Origin of the sequence: Arthrobacter sunyaminii (genome assembly GCF_018866305.1) — a bacterium.
GTDB classification, from domain to species: Bacteria; Actinomycetota; Actinomycetes; order Actinomycetales; family Micrococcaceae; genus Arthrobacter_B; species Arthrobacter_B sunyaminii.
In genome coordinates, this window is record NZ_CP076456.1 from 1,032,391 (window position 1) to 1,047,364 (window position 14,974).

Sequence of the window (14,974 nt, forward strand, 5' to 3'; positions counted from 1 at the left end):
GGTCGGGGCTGGTGCACTAGGCTGTTGCAGTGCCGCAGATCACATCAGTCCCGACCGTCCCCAAGACCGCCTCCGCCACCGTCATTTCGGCCCGGAACCTACGTAAGACCTACGGCGATTTCAATGCCGTGGACGGCATTAGCTTTGACGTCCCGGCGGGGGAGTCCTTTGGACTTCTTGGCCCCAACGGCGCCGGCAAGTCCACCACCATGAAAATGATCGGCGGGGTGTCATCGCGCACCTCCGGGGACCTCACCGTCATGGGGCTGGACCCGGACCGGTTCGGACCCGAAGTGCGCGCCCACCTGGGGGTGGTGCCGCAGCAGGACAACCTCGACGAAGACCTGCGCGTGCGGGAAAACCTCCTGGCCTACGGCCGCTATTTCGGTCTGCCCAAGAGCTATCTGGGGCCCAAGGCGGACGAACTGCTGGAATTCGCCCAGCTGACGGACAAGGCCAAGGGCCGGGTGGAATCCCTCTCCGGTGGAATGAAGCGGCGGCTGACCATCGCCCGGTCCCTGATCAATGACCCCAAGATCCTCCTGCTGGATGAGCCCACCACCGGGCTTGACCCGCAGGCGCGCCATATCCTCTGGGACCGGCTGTTCCGGCTCAAGGAAGCAGGGGTCACGTTGATCCTGACCACTCACTACATGGACGAAGCGGAACAGCTCTGCGACCGCCTGGTGGTGGTGGACAAGGGGAAAATCATGGCGGAAGGATCTCCTGCTGCCCTGATCCGAGAGCACTCCACGAGGGAAGTACTGGAACTGCGCTTTGGCTCCGAACGCAACACCACGGTGGCAGGCGAACTGCAGGGAATCGGCAGCCGGATCGAAACCCTCCCGGACCGCGTCCTGATTTACGCCGACGACGGCGAGGCCGCTCTGGAAGCTGTCAGCGCCCGAGGGCTGCAACCCATCACTTCGCTGGTGCGCCGCTCTTCGCTGGAAGACGTGTTCCTCCGGCTTACCGGCAGGAGCCTCATTGACTGATCAGCAGCTATCAGGGGCACCGGTGGGGAAAGCGGGAGCAGACCAGCATGCTGTGCTGGGGCTGCGCTCTCCGCTGACACCGGAGCAGACCGCATCCCGGGCACGGCGCTTCGGCGCCATCTACTACGCCGAGCACTGGATCCGGCGCATGCGCGGCTACCGGTGGACCGTGCTCATGACGGCGGTGGGCACCCCGCTGGTGTATCTCTTCGGTATGGGCGTGGGGCTGGCGTCGCTGGTGGACACCGGCGACGCCAGCTTCGACGCCGGCAACGGGACCACGGTCTCCTACCTCGTCTTCGTGGCTCCGGCTCTGCTGGCCACCGCAGCCATCATGGTGGCGACCGAAGAAAACACCTACATGGTGATGGGCGGCTTCAAATGGCAGCGCACGTACTACGGTCCCAACGCGTCGCCGCTTTCCAGCAGCCAGCTGGTGGACGGGCACCTGATCGGGTTTTCGGTCCGGATGCTGATCACCACCGCCCCGTACTTTGTCTTCCTGCTGCTCTTTGGTGCAGTGGAGCAGCCGGGCACTGCCTGGCTAATGATTTTCACCGCGGTTCTTGGCGGCGTGGCCTTCGGCCTGCCGCTGTTGGCCTACAGTGCTTCGCTGGAGGAAGACAAGGGGCAGTTCGCCATGGTGCAGCGCTTCATTGTGATGCCGCTGTTCCTGTTCTCCGGCACCTTCTTTCCCCTGGATTCCCTGCCCGGGGCCATCCGATGGATCGGCTGGATTTCTCCGCTGTGGCACTCCACCGAGCTGGGCCGGATCCTCAGCTACGGCTACGCCGAGGCCCCGGCACTCACCGCGGTCCATGTGGCGTATCTGCTGCTTCTCGGCTTTGTCGGCTGGGTCCTGGCACGCCGGAACTTCACCCGGAGGCTGGGAAAATGACCGCAGAACACACGACGGCGCCACCGCGCCTGGCACCCGCCCAGCTGGCCCCGAAGGGCCGTTTCCTGGGGTCCCTCTATGCCCGCAATATCCGTTCAGTGTTCGCCCGCGGGCTGAAAGCCACGTGGGGCAGCAACTGGGCCATCATGATCAGCGGGTTCGTGGAACCGGTGCTCTACCTGGTGGCGATGGGCATCGGACTCGGCTCCCTGATTGGCACCGTGGCCGGACCCGGCGGCGAACAGATTGGTTATGCCAATTACATTGCCCCGGCGCTGCTGGCCGTCTCCGCCATGAACGGCGCGGTGTACGACTCCACCATGAACGTGTTCTTCAAGCTGAACTACGCCAAGCTCTACGAAGGCATGCTCGCCACCTCGCTGGGCCCGCTCGACGTGGCACTGGGCGAAATTCTGCTGGCGCTGCTGCGCGGAGCCATGTACGCCACCGGCTTCACGGCGGTGATGGCGGCCATGGGGCTGGTGACCTCTCCCTGGGCGCTGCTCATGATTCCCGCCGCAGTGGTGGTGGCCTTCGGCTTTGCCTCCTTCGGCATGGCGATCACCAGCTGCATGAAGACCTTCCAGCAGCTGGAGTGGGTGAACTTTGTCATGCTGCCCATGTTCCTGTTCTCCGCAACGTTTTATCCGCTGAGCGTGTACCCGCAGGGCCTCCAGTGGGTTATCCAGGCGATGCCGCTATGGCACGGAGTGGAAATGATGCGGCAGATCAGCGTTGGCATGCTGACCTGGGCCACCGCGGGCCACCTGCTGTACTTCATCGTGATGATCGCGCTGGGACTGGTGGTGACTACCGGGCGTCTTCGGGCCCTGTTCCTGAAGTAGCCCCTCCCGGAGACCTCTCCAGATCCTGCCACGCGGACCGGAAGATCCGTTCGGTGCTGCGGTCAAAGAGCACAAATTCCACCGCCTGCACGGACCGGGCCGGAAAGTCCCGGACGGATCGGAGGCCGATGTCCGCTACGACGGCAGCATCCCAGCCGTACACTCCGGCGCTGACCGCGGGAAAGGCCACGGTTTCAGCCCCGAGTTCCTCGGCGACTTCGAGGGAGCGCCGGAAGCAGGATGCCAGCAGCGCGGAGTCGGTCTGTCCCGCACGGGCATTCGGTCCCACGGTATGGATGACCCAGCGGGACGGCAGATCAAAGCCGGGGGTGGCCACGGCGTCTCCGGCGGGAAGCCCCTGCGCATAGGCCCCGGACCGCAGCTCCCGGCAGGCCGCCAGCAGGCCCGGTCCCGCAGCACGGTGGATGGCGCCGTCCACGCCCCCGCCGCCCAGCAGGGAGGAATTGGCCGCATTCACGATGGCGTCTGCCGTGCTGTCCGTGATGTCTCCGGTGGAGATAGTGATCTGCATGCGGTCAGTCTGGCACTGCGCCCGCCCTCCCGCCAGTTCGCCGGGAACAGATGCCCGCCTGCTCCGGGACCTTCCGCATCGGCAGGCGGGACAGGATCATGGAACCGAAGGACGGACCGGGATCAGGACAACCGGATCCACACCAGCGTGAGGCCCGGCGGCGCCGGGAACAACGGGAGGAGTTCCAATGGCTGATCAGTTTGAGGGAAGGACGGCCCTGGTGACAGGGGCGGGCTCGGGAATCGGGCGGGCAGCGGCCGTGGCGCTCGCGGCGGAAGGCGCCAACGTCGTCGTCAATGACCTGGACCTGGAAGCGGCGCAGGACGTGGTGAACTCGATTCTGGAAACCGGCGGCACCGCCGTCCCCTCGGTTGGCGATGTTGGATCCGCCGAAGACGTCAAGGGCGCCGTGGAAACTGCGGTCAGCGAGTTCGGCGGCTTGCACCTGGCCTTCAACAACGCCGGTATCAGCGGGCCGCTGGGACTGCTGACCGATATCGACCTGGAGGGCTACCGCCGGGTCATCGATGTGAACCTCAACTCCGTGTTCTACGGGATGTATTACCAAATCCCGGAAATGCAGAAGGCCGGGGGAGGCGCCATCGTGAACATGTCCTCCATCCTGGGTGTGGTTGGTTCAGCCACCGCCGTTCCCTATGTGACGGCCAAGCACGGCGTGACCGGCATGACCCGGGCGGCAGCCCTGGGATACGCCAACCAGGGCATCCGGGTGAACTCGGTGCATCCGGGCTACATTGACACTCCGCTCCTGGCAAACCTGCCTGAGGAGGTCTACGCCTCGCTGGTGGGGCTGCATCCGGCGGGCAGGCTCGGCACTGCCGAGGAGGTGGCGCAGGTGGTCCTTTTCCTGCTCTCAGACAAGGCAGCCTTTGTGACGGGCGCCCAGTACGCCGTGGACGGCGCGTACACCACCCAATAGGAAGGAACGCAATGATCGGTTCATGGCACGCGACGGTGATTGACTGCCCCAACCCTGATTCGCTGGCCTCCTTTTACGAATCCCTTCTGGGCATGATCCGCGTAGAACATGAAGATGACGGCTCATGGGTGACCATCGGGGATGCCCCGGACCGCCCGGCGCTCGCCTTCCAGCAGGTCTCCGGTTATACCCCGCCGCAGTGGCCGGGGCAGGACAATCCCCAGCAGCTGCACCTGGACGTCCGGGTGCCTGACCTGGATCTCGCCGAAGCCCAGGTCCTGGCGCTGGGGGCAACCAGCATGGACAGCGGGAGCGCATCCTTCCGGGTGTTTCTCGACCCCGCCGGTCATCCGTTCTGCCTCGTGGCCTGGTAACCGGGTCCGTTGCCGGTTTCGCCGGAGGAGGACGGTTTAACGGCTTCGGTCCCGAGTTTGAGACAATGAAGCCATGCAGTCGCTCCCTCACGGCAACAAGCCGCAGCCCTCGTCCAAGCCCCGCCGCGGGGTGAGCCAGAAAATGGCATCCTACGGCATGACCCTGATGCTGTTCGTCTTCCTGGTTGCCGTCTTGTTTGCGGCCAATGAGAACGACGTCGTTGGCTGGATTGTGGCCATCATCTCGCTGTTCTGGCTGTGCCTGTTCACGGTTGTGGTCTTCAGCGTCCGCGGAGCCGCCCGCAAGGCCGGCGCGAAGCTGGCCGAGGCACAGGACACGCTCAACCGGGCCGCCGGCGGAACGCCGAGTGTGCAGGTCATTGACGAGGCCACCACCGTCCGGGACCAGAAACTGGACCACAGCTTCAAGATTGTCCAGGTGCAGGCCCGCGTCATCCGCGAGAACCTGGGCAAAGATGAGGACCAGGTGAGCCGCGCCCTGGAGACCATCGAAATCACCTCCCACAACGCCCGTTCCATGATCAAGAAGGACGACAGCGGTCCGGTGGAAGGCACCCTGGTGGACTGACGCCCCGGGCCCGGGGAACCGGAACCGCTGCGCGGACGCAACGCGCCCCGCGCTCCAAGATGAACCGCATGCTACTGAGGAGTATGGTTATTCGCGTGAGTTTGGCATCAGCAGGAGAATCAGCCGTTTCGGCAAAGGCGCTGCGCATTGCGACGGTGAACGTGAACGGCATCCGTGCCGCCTATAAGCGCGGAATGGCGCAGTGGCTGGCGGAACGGGACGTTGACATCCTTTGCCTGCAGGAAGTTCGAGCGCCCGATGCGGTGGTCCGTGAACTCCTCGGTGAGGAATGGCACATCCTGCACGCCGAAGCGGAAGCCAAAGGCCGGGCCGGCGTGGCCATCGCGTCCCGGATTGAGCCGGTTGCCACGCGTGAGCACATCGGTGATGACTACTTCGCGTTGTCCGGCCGCTGGGTGGAAGCGGACTTCAAGGTGACCGAAGACGGTGCGGAGAAGATACTCACGGTGGTCAGTGCCTACGTTCATTCCGGTGAAGTGGACACCCCCAAGCAGACTGACAAGTACCGTTTCCTGGACGTGATGACCGAACGCCTGCCCGCGTTGAAGCAGCAGAGCGACTTTGTCCTGGTGGTGGGTGACCTCAACGTGGGCCACACGACCCTGGACATCAAGAACTGGAAGGGCAACGTCAAGCGGGCAGGATTCCTGCCGGACGAGCGCGCCTACTTTGACCGCTTCTTCAGCGATGAGATCGGCTACACCGACGTGGCCCGCAAACTGGCCGGCGACGTGCCGGGCCCGTACACCTGGTGGTCCTGGCGCGGGCAGGCCTTCGACAATGACAGCGGTTGGCGCATTGACTACCACCTGGCCACTCCCGAGCTGGCCGAACGCGCCGTTACCGCCGTCGTCGACCGCGCGCCCACCTATGACAGCCGCTTCTCAGACCACGCTCCCGTAGTGGTCGACTACCAGTTCTAAGGGTTGAAAACCATGAGTACCTCCACTCCCTCCGGCCGCCAGCGCATCCTTTCCGGGATGCAGCCCTCCGCGGATTCCCTGCACCTGGGCAACTATCTTGGCGCGCTTGTGAACTGGGTCCGGCTGCAGGACCAGTACGACGCCTACTTCTTCATCCCTGATCTGCACGCCATCACCGTGCCGCAGGATCCCGCTGACCTGCGCCAGCGCACCCGGGTCACCGCAGCGCAGTACATTGCCGGCGGTGTGGACGTGGATAAGGCAACGCTGTTTGTCCAGTCGCAGGTCCCCGAGCACGCACAGCTGGCCTGGGTCCTGAACTGCCTGACCGGCTTCGGCGAGGCTTCCCGCATGACGCAGTTTAAGGACAAGCAGCAGCGGTTCGGTGCGGACGCCGCCTCCGTGGGACTCTTCACCTATCCGATCCTGCAGGTCGCGGATATCCTCCTTTACAACCCGCACGGCGTTCCGGTGGGGGAGGACCAGCGCCAGCATGTTGAGCTCAGCCGGGATCTGGCCAAGCGGTTCAATTCACGCTTCGGCGAGACCTTCGTCATTCCCGAGGTCTTTGTGCAGAAGGAAGCGGCGAAGATCTACGATCTGCAGAACCCCACCGCCAAAATGTCCAAGTCGGCAGCCTCCCCTGCCGGACTGATCAATCTGCTGGACCCGGACAAGGTCATCGCAAAGCGCATCAAGTCCGCAGTGACGGACGACGGCACGGAAATCCGCTTTGACCGGGAGGCCAAGCCCGGCGTCTCCAACCTGTTGTCCATTTACTCGCTGATTTCCGGCCGCAGTGTCGACACGCTGGTGAAGGAATATGAGGGCAAGATGTACGGACACCTCAAAGTGGATCTGGCCGAGGTAGTCACTGAACACGTCCGTCCCATCCGGGAGAGGGCACTGTACCTGCTGGAAGATCCGGCCGAATTGGACCGGCTCCTCGCCGTCGGCGCCGCAAAGGCACGGGAAACCGCGTCAGCTACACTGGCCGATGTGTACAGCAAAGTGGGTTTCCTGCCCCTAGGCTCTTCCGCGGTCTGACCGATGAGAATCCGGAATCCGATGATCCAAGAAGCCGCCGTCCCTGGTGACGGCGGGGTAATGGACGTGCCTGAGTGCACCGGCGTCGGGATTGTCATCGGGGTGCCGGAGCCCATGGCCACGGAACTGCGGCGGGCCAGGGCATCATTCGGGGACCCCATGGCCGCTGTCATTCCGGCCCACATCACGCTGGTCACCACCACGGAAACCGATGACTGGGAGACGATGGCAGCGCACGTGCGCAGGGTGGCCCAAGGTCATGAAGCTTTTGATGTGACCCTGCGGGGGACTGCCACGTTCCGTCCGGTGTCCCCGGTGGTCTACGTCCAGCTGGACGAAGGCTACGAAGAGTGCACAGCCCTGCACAAGGAAATGCAGAGCGGGCCGCTGGCACGGGATCTGCCCTTTCCCTACCATCCCCACGTCACCGTGGCACACGACGTCAGCGACGCCGGCATGGACCGGGCCATGCACTCGCTGCGGAACTACGAGGCGCGGTTCACTGTCCGTACCGTCGGCCTGTACGAGCATGATGTGAGCGGACTGTGGAAGATGCGCGAAGAGGTTGAGCTCCGGGGCTAGCTCCCGGCGGCGGCCTTGTCCGCTCCCGAAGACAGATACACGGCGGACCAAGCGGCGATGATGTCCGCAGCCCGGCTGGTTTGGGCACGGTCCACCATCAAATGATCGCTGCCCTCCAGGGAAATGAAGTTCCGCGGATGGCGCGCCGTGGAGAAGATCTCGCTGGCATTGTCGATGCCCACGGTGTTGTCGGTGGGGGAGTGCATGACGAGCAGGGGACGGTGCAGTTCCCTGATGCACCCGGTGAGGTCATGGGATTCAAGGTCGCTCATCAGCTCTTCCCTGATCTCCATTTTGCGTCCGCCCAGGTCCACCTTCGCTGAACCTTCCTGCAGGATGGTGTCCCTCTCATCCTCGAACAGATGAACCACATGGGACGGCCGGAACGGAGCGGCGATCGTGACCACGGCGTCGATGTCCGGAAGGCTCCCCGCCGCCGCCAGGACGGCTGCTCCGCCGAGGGAATGGCCGATCAGCAGTGACACTTCATGCCCCTGCCCGCGCATGAACTCAGCGGCGCTGCGGACGTCGGCCACCTTGGTGCTGAATGTTCCGTCCTCCCAGGCACCGCTCGATCCGCCCAACCCGGCCGCGTCGTAGCGCAGGACCCCGATGCCGTGTCCGGCCAGGGCCTTGGAGATGCGGGAAGCAGCCGCGCTGTTCTTGCCCAGCGTGAAACCGTGGCAGAACACCGCCCAGGCCCTGACATCGCCGTCGGGCACGTCGATGGTGCCGGCAAGGGTGGTGTTGTTGACGCCGGGAAAAGACACGGACTCGAAGACGGGCATGGAAACAACCTATACATGAAATGGCCGGAGGCGGCGTCCGGCTGCCCTTTCGGACTGCCAGACGCCGCCTCCGGCGGCGAAACGGAACTGCTAGACGGAGCGGCTCAGGATAGCCTGCTTGACCTCGGCAATTGCCTTGGTCACCTGAATGCCGCGGGGGCAAGCTTCGGAGCAGTTGAAGGTGGTGCGGCAGCGCCACACGCCTTCCTTGTCATTGAGGATTTCCAGGCGCATGTCTCCGGCGTCGTCGCGCGAGTCGAAGATGAAGCGGTGGGCGTTCACAATGGCGGCCGGGCCGAAGTACTGGCCGTCGGTCCAGAACACCGGGCAGGAGGACGTGCACGCAGCACACAGAATGCACTTGGTGGTGTCGTCGAACCGTTCGCGGTCCTCTGCGGACTGCAGGCGTTCCTTCGTGGGCTCGTGACCCTTGGTGACCAGGAACGGCATGATCTCGCGGTAGGACTGGAAGAACGGTTCCATGTCCACAATCAGGTCCTTCTCCACGGGGAGGCCCTTGATGGGCTCCACGAGGATGGGCTTGGATGTGTCCAGGTCCTTCAGCAGGGTCTTGCAGGCCAGCCGGTTGCGGCCGTTGATGCGCATGGCATCGGAGCCGCACACGCCGTGGGCGCAGGAGCGGCGGAACGAGACCGAGCCGTCATGCTCCCACTTGACCTTGTGCAGGGCGTCCAGCACGCGGTCCGTGCCGTACATGGTCAGCTTCCACTCATCCCAGTATCCTTCGTCAGATACCTCGGGGTTGTAGCGGCGGACCTTGAGCGTGATCTCGAACGAGGGGATGTCCCCGCCCACAGATTCCGGGAGTTCGATCTTGGAGGCAGGCTCCGCGATTTCCGTTGTCATTAGTACTTCCTCACCATCGGCTCGTAGCGCGTGAAGACGACCGGCTTGGTGTCCAGCCGAATGCCGGCGGTGTGCTCGTCATTGGCGGCCTCATCAACCTTGTACGCCATCGAATGCTTCATGAAATTCTCGTCGTCACGTTCCGGGAAGTCCTCGCGGAAGTGTCCGCCGCGTGATTCCTCGCGGTGCAGCGCCGCCACGGTCATGACCTTGGCCAGTTCCAGCAGGAAGCCCAGTTCCACGGCTTCCAGCAGGTCCAGATTGAAGCGCTTGCCCTTGTCCTGGACGCTGATCTTCTTGTACCGCTCTTCGAGCGAGGCAATGTCGGTCAGCACCTGGTTCAGCGTGTCTGCGGTGCGGAACACCTGCATGTTGGCATCCATGGTGTTCTGCAGGTCCCGGCGGATTTCCGCAACCCGCTCGGTTCCCTCGGAGTTGCGGACCATGTCCAGCAGCTCGATCGTGGTGGCTTCCGGGTTTTCCGGCAGGTCCACGAAATCAGCGCTCAGGGCATACTCGGCGGCGTAAATGCCGGCGCGCTTGCCGAAAACGTTGATGTCCAGCAGGGAGTTGGTGCCCAAGCGGTTGGAGCCGTGCACGGAGACACAAGCCACTTCACCGGCTGCGTACAGGCCGGGAATCACGGTGTCGTTGTCCTGGAGGACTTCGGCCTTGATGTTGGTCGGGATGCCGCCCATCGCGTAGTGCGCGGTGGGGAACACCGGCACCGGCTCAGTGTAGGGCTCCACACCGAGGTAAGTGCGGGCAAACTCCGTGATGTCCGGGAGCTTGGCGTCAATGTGCGCCGGCTCCAGGTGCGTCAGGTCCAGCAGGACGTAGTCCTTGTTCGGGCCGCAGCCGCGGCCTTCACGGACCTCGTTGGCCATGGAACGGGCCACGATGTCACGGGGAGCAAGGTCCTTGATGGTGGGGGCGTAACGCTCCATGAAGCGCTCACCCTCCGAGTTGCGCAGGATGGCGCCTTCGCCGCGTGCTGCTTCGGAAAGCAGGATGCCCAGGCCGGCAAGGCCTGTCGGGTGGAACTGGAAGAACTCCATGTCTTCCAGGGGGATGCCGCGGCGGAACGCGATGCCCATGCCGTCACCGGTCAGGGTGTGTGCATTGGACGTGGTCTTGAAGACCTTGCCCGCGCCGCCGGAGGCGAACACCACGGACTTGGCCTGGAAGACGTGCAGTTCGCCGCTGGCCAGGTCGTAGGACACGACGCCGGCAACGCGCTTCTGGCCGAAGGTGTCCTCGACCGTCAGCAGGTCCAGGACGTAGTACTCGTTGTAGAACTCCACGTTGTGCTTGACGCAGTTTTGGTAGAGCGTCTGGAGGATCATGTGGCCGGTGCGGTCAGCGGCATAGCAGGCACGGCGGACCGGGGCCTTGCCGTGGTCGCGGGTGTGACCGCCGAAACGGCGCTGGTCAATACGGCCTTCGGGCGTGCGGTTGAACGGCAGGCCCATCTTTTCCAGGTCGAGCACGGCGTCGATGGCTTCCTTGGCCATGACCTCCGCTGCGTCCTGGTCCACCAGGTAGTCGCCGCCCTTGACGGTGTCAAAGGTGTGCCATTCCCAGTTGTCTTCTTCGACGTTGGCCAGTGCTGCGCACATGCCGCCCTGTGCCGCACCGGTGTGCGAACGCGTGGGGTACAGCTTGGTCAGTACCGCCGTACGTGCGCGCTGGCCGGATTCGATGGCGGCACGCATACCGGCGCCGCCGGCGCCGACAATTACGACGTCGTACTTATGGACCTGCATACCAGATGCTCTTTCTGTTGAAACTTGAAAAACTGTGGGGTGGCCCGCAGGGAGCGGACCCTGCGGCTATGCCTTGCAGAAGTCCGCGATCATGTCTGCGGGGGCACCGGCCGGGCACGGATCAAAGGTGAAGATCACCAGGGTGCCGAGAACGATGATGACCACGGAGGCAATGTAGAGAATGCTCTTCAGTGTCATCCGGGTGGTGTTCTTGTCGGCGTAGTCGTTGATGATCACGCGGACACCGTTGGTGCCGTGCAGCATAGCCAGCCAGAGCATGACCAGGTCCCAGACCTGCCACAGGGGGCTGGCCCACTTGCCGGCCACAAAACCGAAGTCAACGGCATGGATTCCGTCGCCCACCATGAGGTTGACGAACAGGTGGGTGAAGATCAGCACGATCAGGATGGCACCGGAGACGCGCATGAACAGCCACGCGAGCATCTCGAAGTTGCCTTTGCCGCCTGCGGTGCGGGCGTACTTGGGGGAGATGCGGCCGGAGCGCGGAGCCTCGACGGAGACGGCCTCGTTGGTTGATGTACTCATGGCTTAGTGACCCCCGAAAACGATGGGAAGGTGGCGAATGGAGAAACCGATCATGGTAATCACCCAAAGGCCGACGACGCTCCACAGCATCTGGCGCTGGTACTTGGGGCCCTTCTTCCAAAAATCGATCAGGATCACGCGCACGCCGTTGAAGGCGTGGAACACAATGGCGCCGACGAGCCCGAGCTCGCCGAGGCCCATGACGGGGTTCTTGTACGCGCCGATCACGACGTTGTAGGCCTCAGGTGAAACGCGCACCAGTGAGGTATCCAAAACGTGGACCAACAGGAAGAAGAAAATCACCACGCCGGTAATGCGGTGGGCAACCCACGACCACTGGCCTTCACGGCCGCGGTAGAGAGTGCCTGCTGGTAACTTCGACACTGAATTTTCCTCCCTGCAACGCAGCGGCGCTGGCGTGTCTTCCACGCAGTGATGACGCCGGTGCGACAGCAATATAAGCTCAAGCATAATCTAGGTCTCCTGCTGAGCGCTTTCAATTTAGGTGGCCCTATCATGTGACCCTCGTTACACTGCGTGGCGCGCTGCGCAACGCGTGGCTGATCAGTCCAGCGTTCCTCCGGGCTGCGGCGGCCGCCGTCGGCTAATCTTGGCTCTGATGAATACAGAATCGATTGACCCTGATACTTCCGCCGCGGACTTCGACCGCTTTTACGGCGTGATTCCCGCCGGCGGCGTAGGTACGCGCCTGTGGCCGCTGTCCCGGGCCGCAGCCCCCAAGTTCCTCCATGACCTGACGGGATCAGGCTCCACGCTGATCCGGGCCACGTATGACCGGCTGCGTCCGCTCAGCGGTGACCGCGTCATGGTGGTGACCGGTACGCTGCACCGCCAGGCCGTGCGCAAGCAGCTGCCTGAGATCTCCAGTGAGAACCTGGTGCTGGAGCTGGAACCCAAGGATTCCGCGGCTGCCATCGGGCTCGCGGCAGCGATCCTCTTTAAAAGGGATCCGCACATCATCATGGGTTCCTTTGCAGCGGATCAGGTCATTGCCCCGGTGGACGTCTTCCAGGACGCGGTGCGGGAAGCCATCCACACGGCAGCACAGGGATACATCGTCACCATCGGTATCCATCCCACCCATGCCGCCACCGGATTCGGGTACATCCGTGCGGGGGATCCGCTGGAGATTGCCGGTGCCCCGAGCGCGCACGCCGTCGTCGAATTCGTGGAAAAGCCCTCGGAAGAGGTAGCCCGCACCTACCTGAAAAACGGGCATTACAGCTGGAACGCCGGAATGTTCGTGGCTCCGGTGGACCTCATGCTCAAGCATCTGGAAGCGAACGAGCCGGAACTCTACGCCGGTCTGACCGAGATCGCCGAGGCCTGGGATACACCGAAGCGGCGCGAAGTAGTGCGCCGGGTGTGGCCCACCCTGCCCAAGACGGCAATTGACTATGCCGTGGCGGAACCGGCAGCGGCGGCCGGGGACGTAGCCATGATCCCGGGCATCTTCAACTGGGACGACGTCGGGGACTTCGCTGCCATCGGACGGCTCAATCCCGCTGCAGAGAACAGTGACCTCAAGGTGATGGGTGAGGGTGCGCGCGTGTACTCGGAAAACGCATCCGGGATTGTGGTCTCCGACACCAAGCGGGTGATCGCCCTGATCGGCATTGAGGACGTTGTCATCGTCGACACCCTGGATGCACTGCTCGTGACCACGAAGGAGCACGCCCAGGAAGTGAAAAAGGCGGTGGAACACCTGAAGGCCAGCGGGGACACCGACGTCCTGTAACGGGCTTCATTTGGACGCGTAACACAGAACATCGTCACACGGTTCCCGTAACGGGAGCCTCAGTGACTACCCTAGAAAATGTGTCTACCATTCCATTGCACAGTTCATCGGTTCCGTCTATGCGGGGGAGCGTCGCACCGATTCTGGGTGAGCTAATCACGTTCCGCAGGGACCTCCATCAGCACCCGGAACTGTCGACGAAGGAATTTCGCACTACGGACCGCATCGTTGAGGCCCTGGAGGCGGCAGGCCTGCACCCGGTCCGGCTGGAGGGCACGGGTGCCTACGTTGACATCGGGGACGGTCCGCTGATGATTGGCCTGCGCGCCGACATTGATGCGCTGCCGGTGCTGGAGGAAACCGGACTGCCGTACGCCTCCGTGAACACCGGCATCACCCACGCCTGCGGCCACGACATTCACACAACGGTCATGGTGGGCGTGGCATCGATCCTCGCCAAGCTCAATGCTGCCGGCGCCCTCGGCGGACGGGTCCGGATTGTTTTTCAGCCCGCTGAAGAGGTCATGCCCGGCGGTGCGCTGGGCGTCATCAACCAGGGTGTCCTGGAAGGCATGCCGAGGATTCTCGCGCTGCACTGCGATCCGCGGATCGACGTTGGGCAGGTGGGCACCCGGATTGGGGCCATTACCTCGGCATCGGACACCATCCGCATTGAACTGACCGGCCGCGGCGGCCACACCTCCCGGCCGCATCTCACCGAGGACCTCGTCTTTGCGCTGGCGGAGATCGCCGTCAGCGTCCCTGCCGTGCTGTCCCGCCGCATCGACGTGCGCAGCGGCGTGTCGGTTGTTTGGGGCCAAATGCACGCCGGTTCCGCGCCCAACGCAATTCCCGCGCACGGCTTTATGGCAGGAACCATGCGCTGCCTGGACGCTGAAGCCTGGTACGCAGCCGGGGAACTGCTGGACGACGTCGTCCGCCAGATAGCTGCGCCCTTCGGTGTGGATGTGACGCTGGAACACACCCGGGGAGTGCCGCCGGTCATTAATACTGACGCGGAGACGAGCCTGATCGAGGTCGCAGCACGCGCCGAACTGGGGGAGGACTCCATCGTCCTGGCTCCGCAGTCCATGGGCGGCGAGGACTTCGCCTGGATGACGCAGGCCGTGCCCGGTGCTCTGATGCGGCTGGGGACGCGCACGCCCGGCGGCGAAACCTATGACCTGCACCGCGGCGACTATGACCCTGATGAGCTGGCAATCAGCACCGGCGTCAGCGTGATGGCAGCGGCCGCGGTCCGGGCCGCGCGGAGATTGCGGCACTAGCCCCAAGGCCTGCCCCCTTGTTGCACCTCACCGGCAGACGTATCGCGTCATTTGCTTGCAAATAATAACAACATGTAAACAAATTCATCCCCTGAGCGTTATTTGCATCACGGTGTGTGTTGCAGGACATAGGATGGCCTTGCCGCGATCCACCGATGGACGGAGCGCTGCGCCACGCGATGCCCCGCTTCTCTCCGGAGCGGGCAGGAACAGAGT

The 14,974-nt window shown here is 63.7% G+C and carries 17 protein-coding genes; 11 read left to right on the forward strand and 6 right to left on the reverse strand.

Features of this window, described 5'->3' with window-relative positions; genetic code table 11:
• Positions 1–29: 29 nt before the first annotated feature.
• From KG104_RS04545 to KG104_RS04555, 3 genes are read left to right on the forward strand one after another with little or no spacing between them, the layout of a single operon-like run.
• A complete protein-coding gene (locus KG104_RS04545; protein WP_104161653.1) occupies positions 30–995 on the forward strand; it encodes an ABC transporter ATP-binding protein in 966 nt (321 codons plus the stop codon).
• Positions 988–1,893: an ABC transporter permease gene (locus KG104_RS04550; RefSeq protein WP_104161654.1), complete on the forward strand. Its 906-nt coding sequence runs from the start codon at positions 988–990 to the stop codon at positions 1,891–1,893. The genes KG104_RS04545 and KG104_RS04550 overlap by 8 nt, the downstream gene beginning before the upstream one ends.
• The gene (locus KG104_RS04555; RefSeq protein WP_207347417.1) at positions 1,890–2,738 is read left to right on the forward strand and encodes an ABC transporter permease; all 849 of its coding nucleotides are present in this window, start codon (positions 1,890–1,892) and stop codon (positions 2,736–2,738) included. Before KG104_RS04550 ends, KG104_RS04555 begins: the two co-directional genes overlap by 4 nt.
• Here KG104_RS04555 and KG104_RS04560 read toward each other — a convergent pair.
• The gene (locus tag KG104_RS04560; protein WP_207347418.1) at positions 2,704–3,270 is read right to left on the reverse strand and encodes an O-acetyl-ADP-ribose deacetylase; all 567 of its coding nucleotides are present in this window, start codon (positions 3,268–3,270) and stop codon (positions 2,704–2,706) included. The two genes, KG104_RS04555 and KG104_RS04560, sit on opposite strands and share 35 nt — an antisense overlap.
• Positions 3,271–3,457: 187 nt before the next feature.
• Here KG104_RS04560 and KG104_RS04565 point away from each other — a divergent pair, with 187 nt between their 5' ends.
• The 6 genes from KG104_RS04565 (at position 3,458) to KG104_RS04590 (ending at position 7,746) form a co-directional block, all read left to right on the forward strand.
• On the forward strand, positions 3,458–4,210 hold the full coding sequence (locus KG104_RS04565; RefSeq protein WP_104055143.1) for an SDR family NAD(P)-dependent oxidoreductase: 753 nt from the start codon (positions 3,458–3,460) through the stop codon (positions 4,208–4,210).
• 11 nt (positions 4,211–4,221) lie between these two features.
• Positions 4,222–4,584: a VOC family protein gene (locus tag KG104_RS04570; RefSeq protein ID WP_104055144.1), complete on the forward strand. Its 363-nt coding sequence runs from the start codon at positions 4,222–4,224 to the stop codon at positions 4,582–4,584.
• Positions 4,585–4,657: 73 nt separating this feature from the next.
• The gene (locus KG104_RS04575) at positions 4,658–5,173 is read left to right on the forward strand and encodes a hypothetical protein (protein ID WP_104055145.1); all 516 of its coding nucleotides are present in this window, start codon (positions 4,658–4,660) and stop codon (positions 5,171–5,173) included.
• Between the two features lie 95 nt (positions 5,174–5,268).
• Positions 5,269–6,117 carry an exodeoxyribonuclease III gene (locus KG104_RS04580; protein ID WP_237688664.1) on the forward strand — a complete coding sequence of 283 codons (849 nt, stop codon included), beginning with the start codon at positions 5,269–5,271 and terminating at the stop codon, positions 6,115–6,117.
• Positions 6,118–6,129: 12 nt separating this feature from the next.
• Positions 6,130–7,164, forward strand: a complete 1,035-nt coding sequence (gene trpS / locus KG104_RS04585; protein ID WP_104161658.1) for a tryptophan--tRNA ligase — start codon at positions 6,130–6,132, stop codon at positions 7,162–7,164.
• A 21-nt stretch (positions 7,165–7,185) separates the two neighbouring features.
• On the forward strand, positions 7,186–7,746 hold the full coding sequence (locus KG104_RS04590) for a 2'-5' RNA ligase family protein (protein WP_104161659.1): 561 nt from the start codon (positions 7,186–7,188) through the stop codon (positions 7,744–7,746).
• Here the strand turns inward: KG104_RS04590 and KG104_RS04595 are convergent.
• From KG104_RS04595 to sdhC, 5 genes are all read right to left on the reverse strand, one after another.
• On the reverse strand, positions 7,743–8,534 hold the full coding sequence (locus tag KG104_RS04595; RefSeq protein ID WP_104055149.1) for an alpha/beta hydrolase family protein: 792 nt from the start codon (positions 8,532–8,534) through the stop codon (positions 7,743–7,745). The two genes, KG104_RS04590 and KG104_RS04595, sit on opposite strands and share 4 nt — an antisense overlap.
• A gap of 90 nt (positions 8,535–8,624) precedes the next feature.
• Positions 8,625–9,401, reverse strand: a complete 777-nt coding sequence (locus tag KG104_RS04600; protein WP_104055150.1) for a succinate dehydrogenase iron-sulfur subunit — start codon at positions 9,399–9,401, stop codon at positions 8,625–8,627.
• Positions 9,401–11,167 (reverse strand): succinate dehydrogenase flavoprotein subunit, encoded by a 1,767-nt coding sequence (sdhA, locus tag KG104_RS04605; RefSeq protein ID WP_207347420.1) that lies wholly within the window; start codon positions 11,165–11,167, stop codon positions 9,401–9,403. The genes KG104_RS04600 and sdhA overlap by 1 nt, the downstream gene beginning before the upstream one ends.
• Before the next feature lie 66 nt (positions 11,168–11,233).
• Positions 11,234–11,713, reverse strand: coding sequence for a succinate dehydrogenase hydrophobic membrane anchor subunit (locus KG104_RS04610; RefSeq protein ID WP_104055152.1), 480 nt, complete (start codon positions 11,711–11,713; stop codon positions 11,234–11,236).
• Between the two features lie 3 nt (positions 11,714–11,716).
• Positions 11,717–12,097, reverse strand: coding sequence for a succinate dehydrogenase, cytochrome b556 subunit (sdhC, locus tag KG104_RS04615; protein ID WP_104055153.1), 381 nt, complete (start codon positions 12,095–12,097; stop codon positions 11,717–11,719).
• A gap of 235 nt (positions 12,098–12,332) precedes the next feature.
• Here sdhC and KG104_RS04620 point away from each other — a divergent pair, with 235 nt between their 5' ends.
• Positions 12,333–13,472 carry a mannose-1-phosphate guanylyltransferase gene (locus KG104_RS04620; RefSeq protein ID WP_104055154.1) on the forward strand — a complete coding sequence of 380 codons (1,140 nt, stop codon included), beginning with the start codon at positions 12,333–12,335 and terminating at the stop codon, positions 13,470–13,472.
• A 119-nt stretch (positions 13,473–13,591) separates the two neighbouring features.
• Complete coding sequence (locus KG104_RS04625; RefSeq protein ID WP_181032353.1) at positions 13,592–14,758, forward strand: amidohydrolase; 1,167 nt, start codon at positions 13,592–13,594, stop codon at positions 14,756–14,758.
• Positions 14,759–14,974: the final 216 nt, after the last annotated feature.

Coding starts and splice junctions, on each gene's coding strand:
- KG104_RS04555 (WP_207347417.1), top strand. CDS start 1,890: ATGACCGCAGAACACACGACGGCGCCACCGCGCCTGGCACCCGCCCAG.
- KG104_RS04560 (WP_207347418.1), bottom strand. CDS start 3,270: ATGCAGATCACTATCTCCACCGGAGACATCACGGACAGCACGGCAGAC.
- KG104_RS04565 (WP_104055143.1), top strand. CDS start 3,458: ATGGCTGATCAGTTTGAGGGAAGGACGGCCCTGGTGACAGGGGCGGGC.
- KG104_RS04570 (WP_104055144.1), top strand. CDS start 4,222: ATGATCGGTTCATGGCACGCGACGGTGATTGACTGCCCCAACCCTGAT.
- KG104_RS04575 (WP_104055145.1), top strand. CDS start 4,658: ATGCAGTCGCTCCCTCACGGCAACAAGCCGCAGCCCTCGTCCAAGCCC.
- trpS (WP_104161658.1), top strand. CDS start 6,130: ATGAGTACCTCCACTCCCTCCGGCCGCCAGCGCATCCTTTCCGGGATG.
- KG104_RS04590 (WP_104161659.1), top strand. CDS start 7,186: ATGATCCAAGAAGCCGCCGTCCCTGGTGACGGCGGGGTAATGGACGTG.
- KG104_RS04595 (WP_104055149.1), bottom strand. CDS start 8,534: ATGCCCGTCTTCGAGTCCGTGTCTTTTCCCGGCGTCAACAACACCACC.
- KG104_RS04600 (WP_104055150.1), bottom strand. CDS start 9,401: ATGACAACGGAAATCGCGGAGCCTGCCTCCAAGATCGAACTCCCGGAA.
- sdhA (WP_207347420.1), bottom strand. CDS start 11,167: ATGCAGGTCCATAAGTACGACGTCGTAATTGTCGGCGCCGGCGGCGCC.
- KG104_RS04610 (WP_104055152.1), bottom strand. CDS start 11,713: ATGAGTACATCAACCAACGAGGCCGTCTCCGTCGAGGCTCCGCGCTCC.
- KG104_RS04620 (WP_104055154.1), top strand. CDS start 12,333: ATGAATACAGAATCGATTGACCCTGATACTTCCGCCGCGGACTTCGAC.
- KG104_RS04625 (WP_181032353.1), top strand. CDS start 13,592: ATGCGGGGGAGCGTCGCACCGATTCTGGGTGAGCTAATCACGTTCCGC.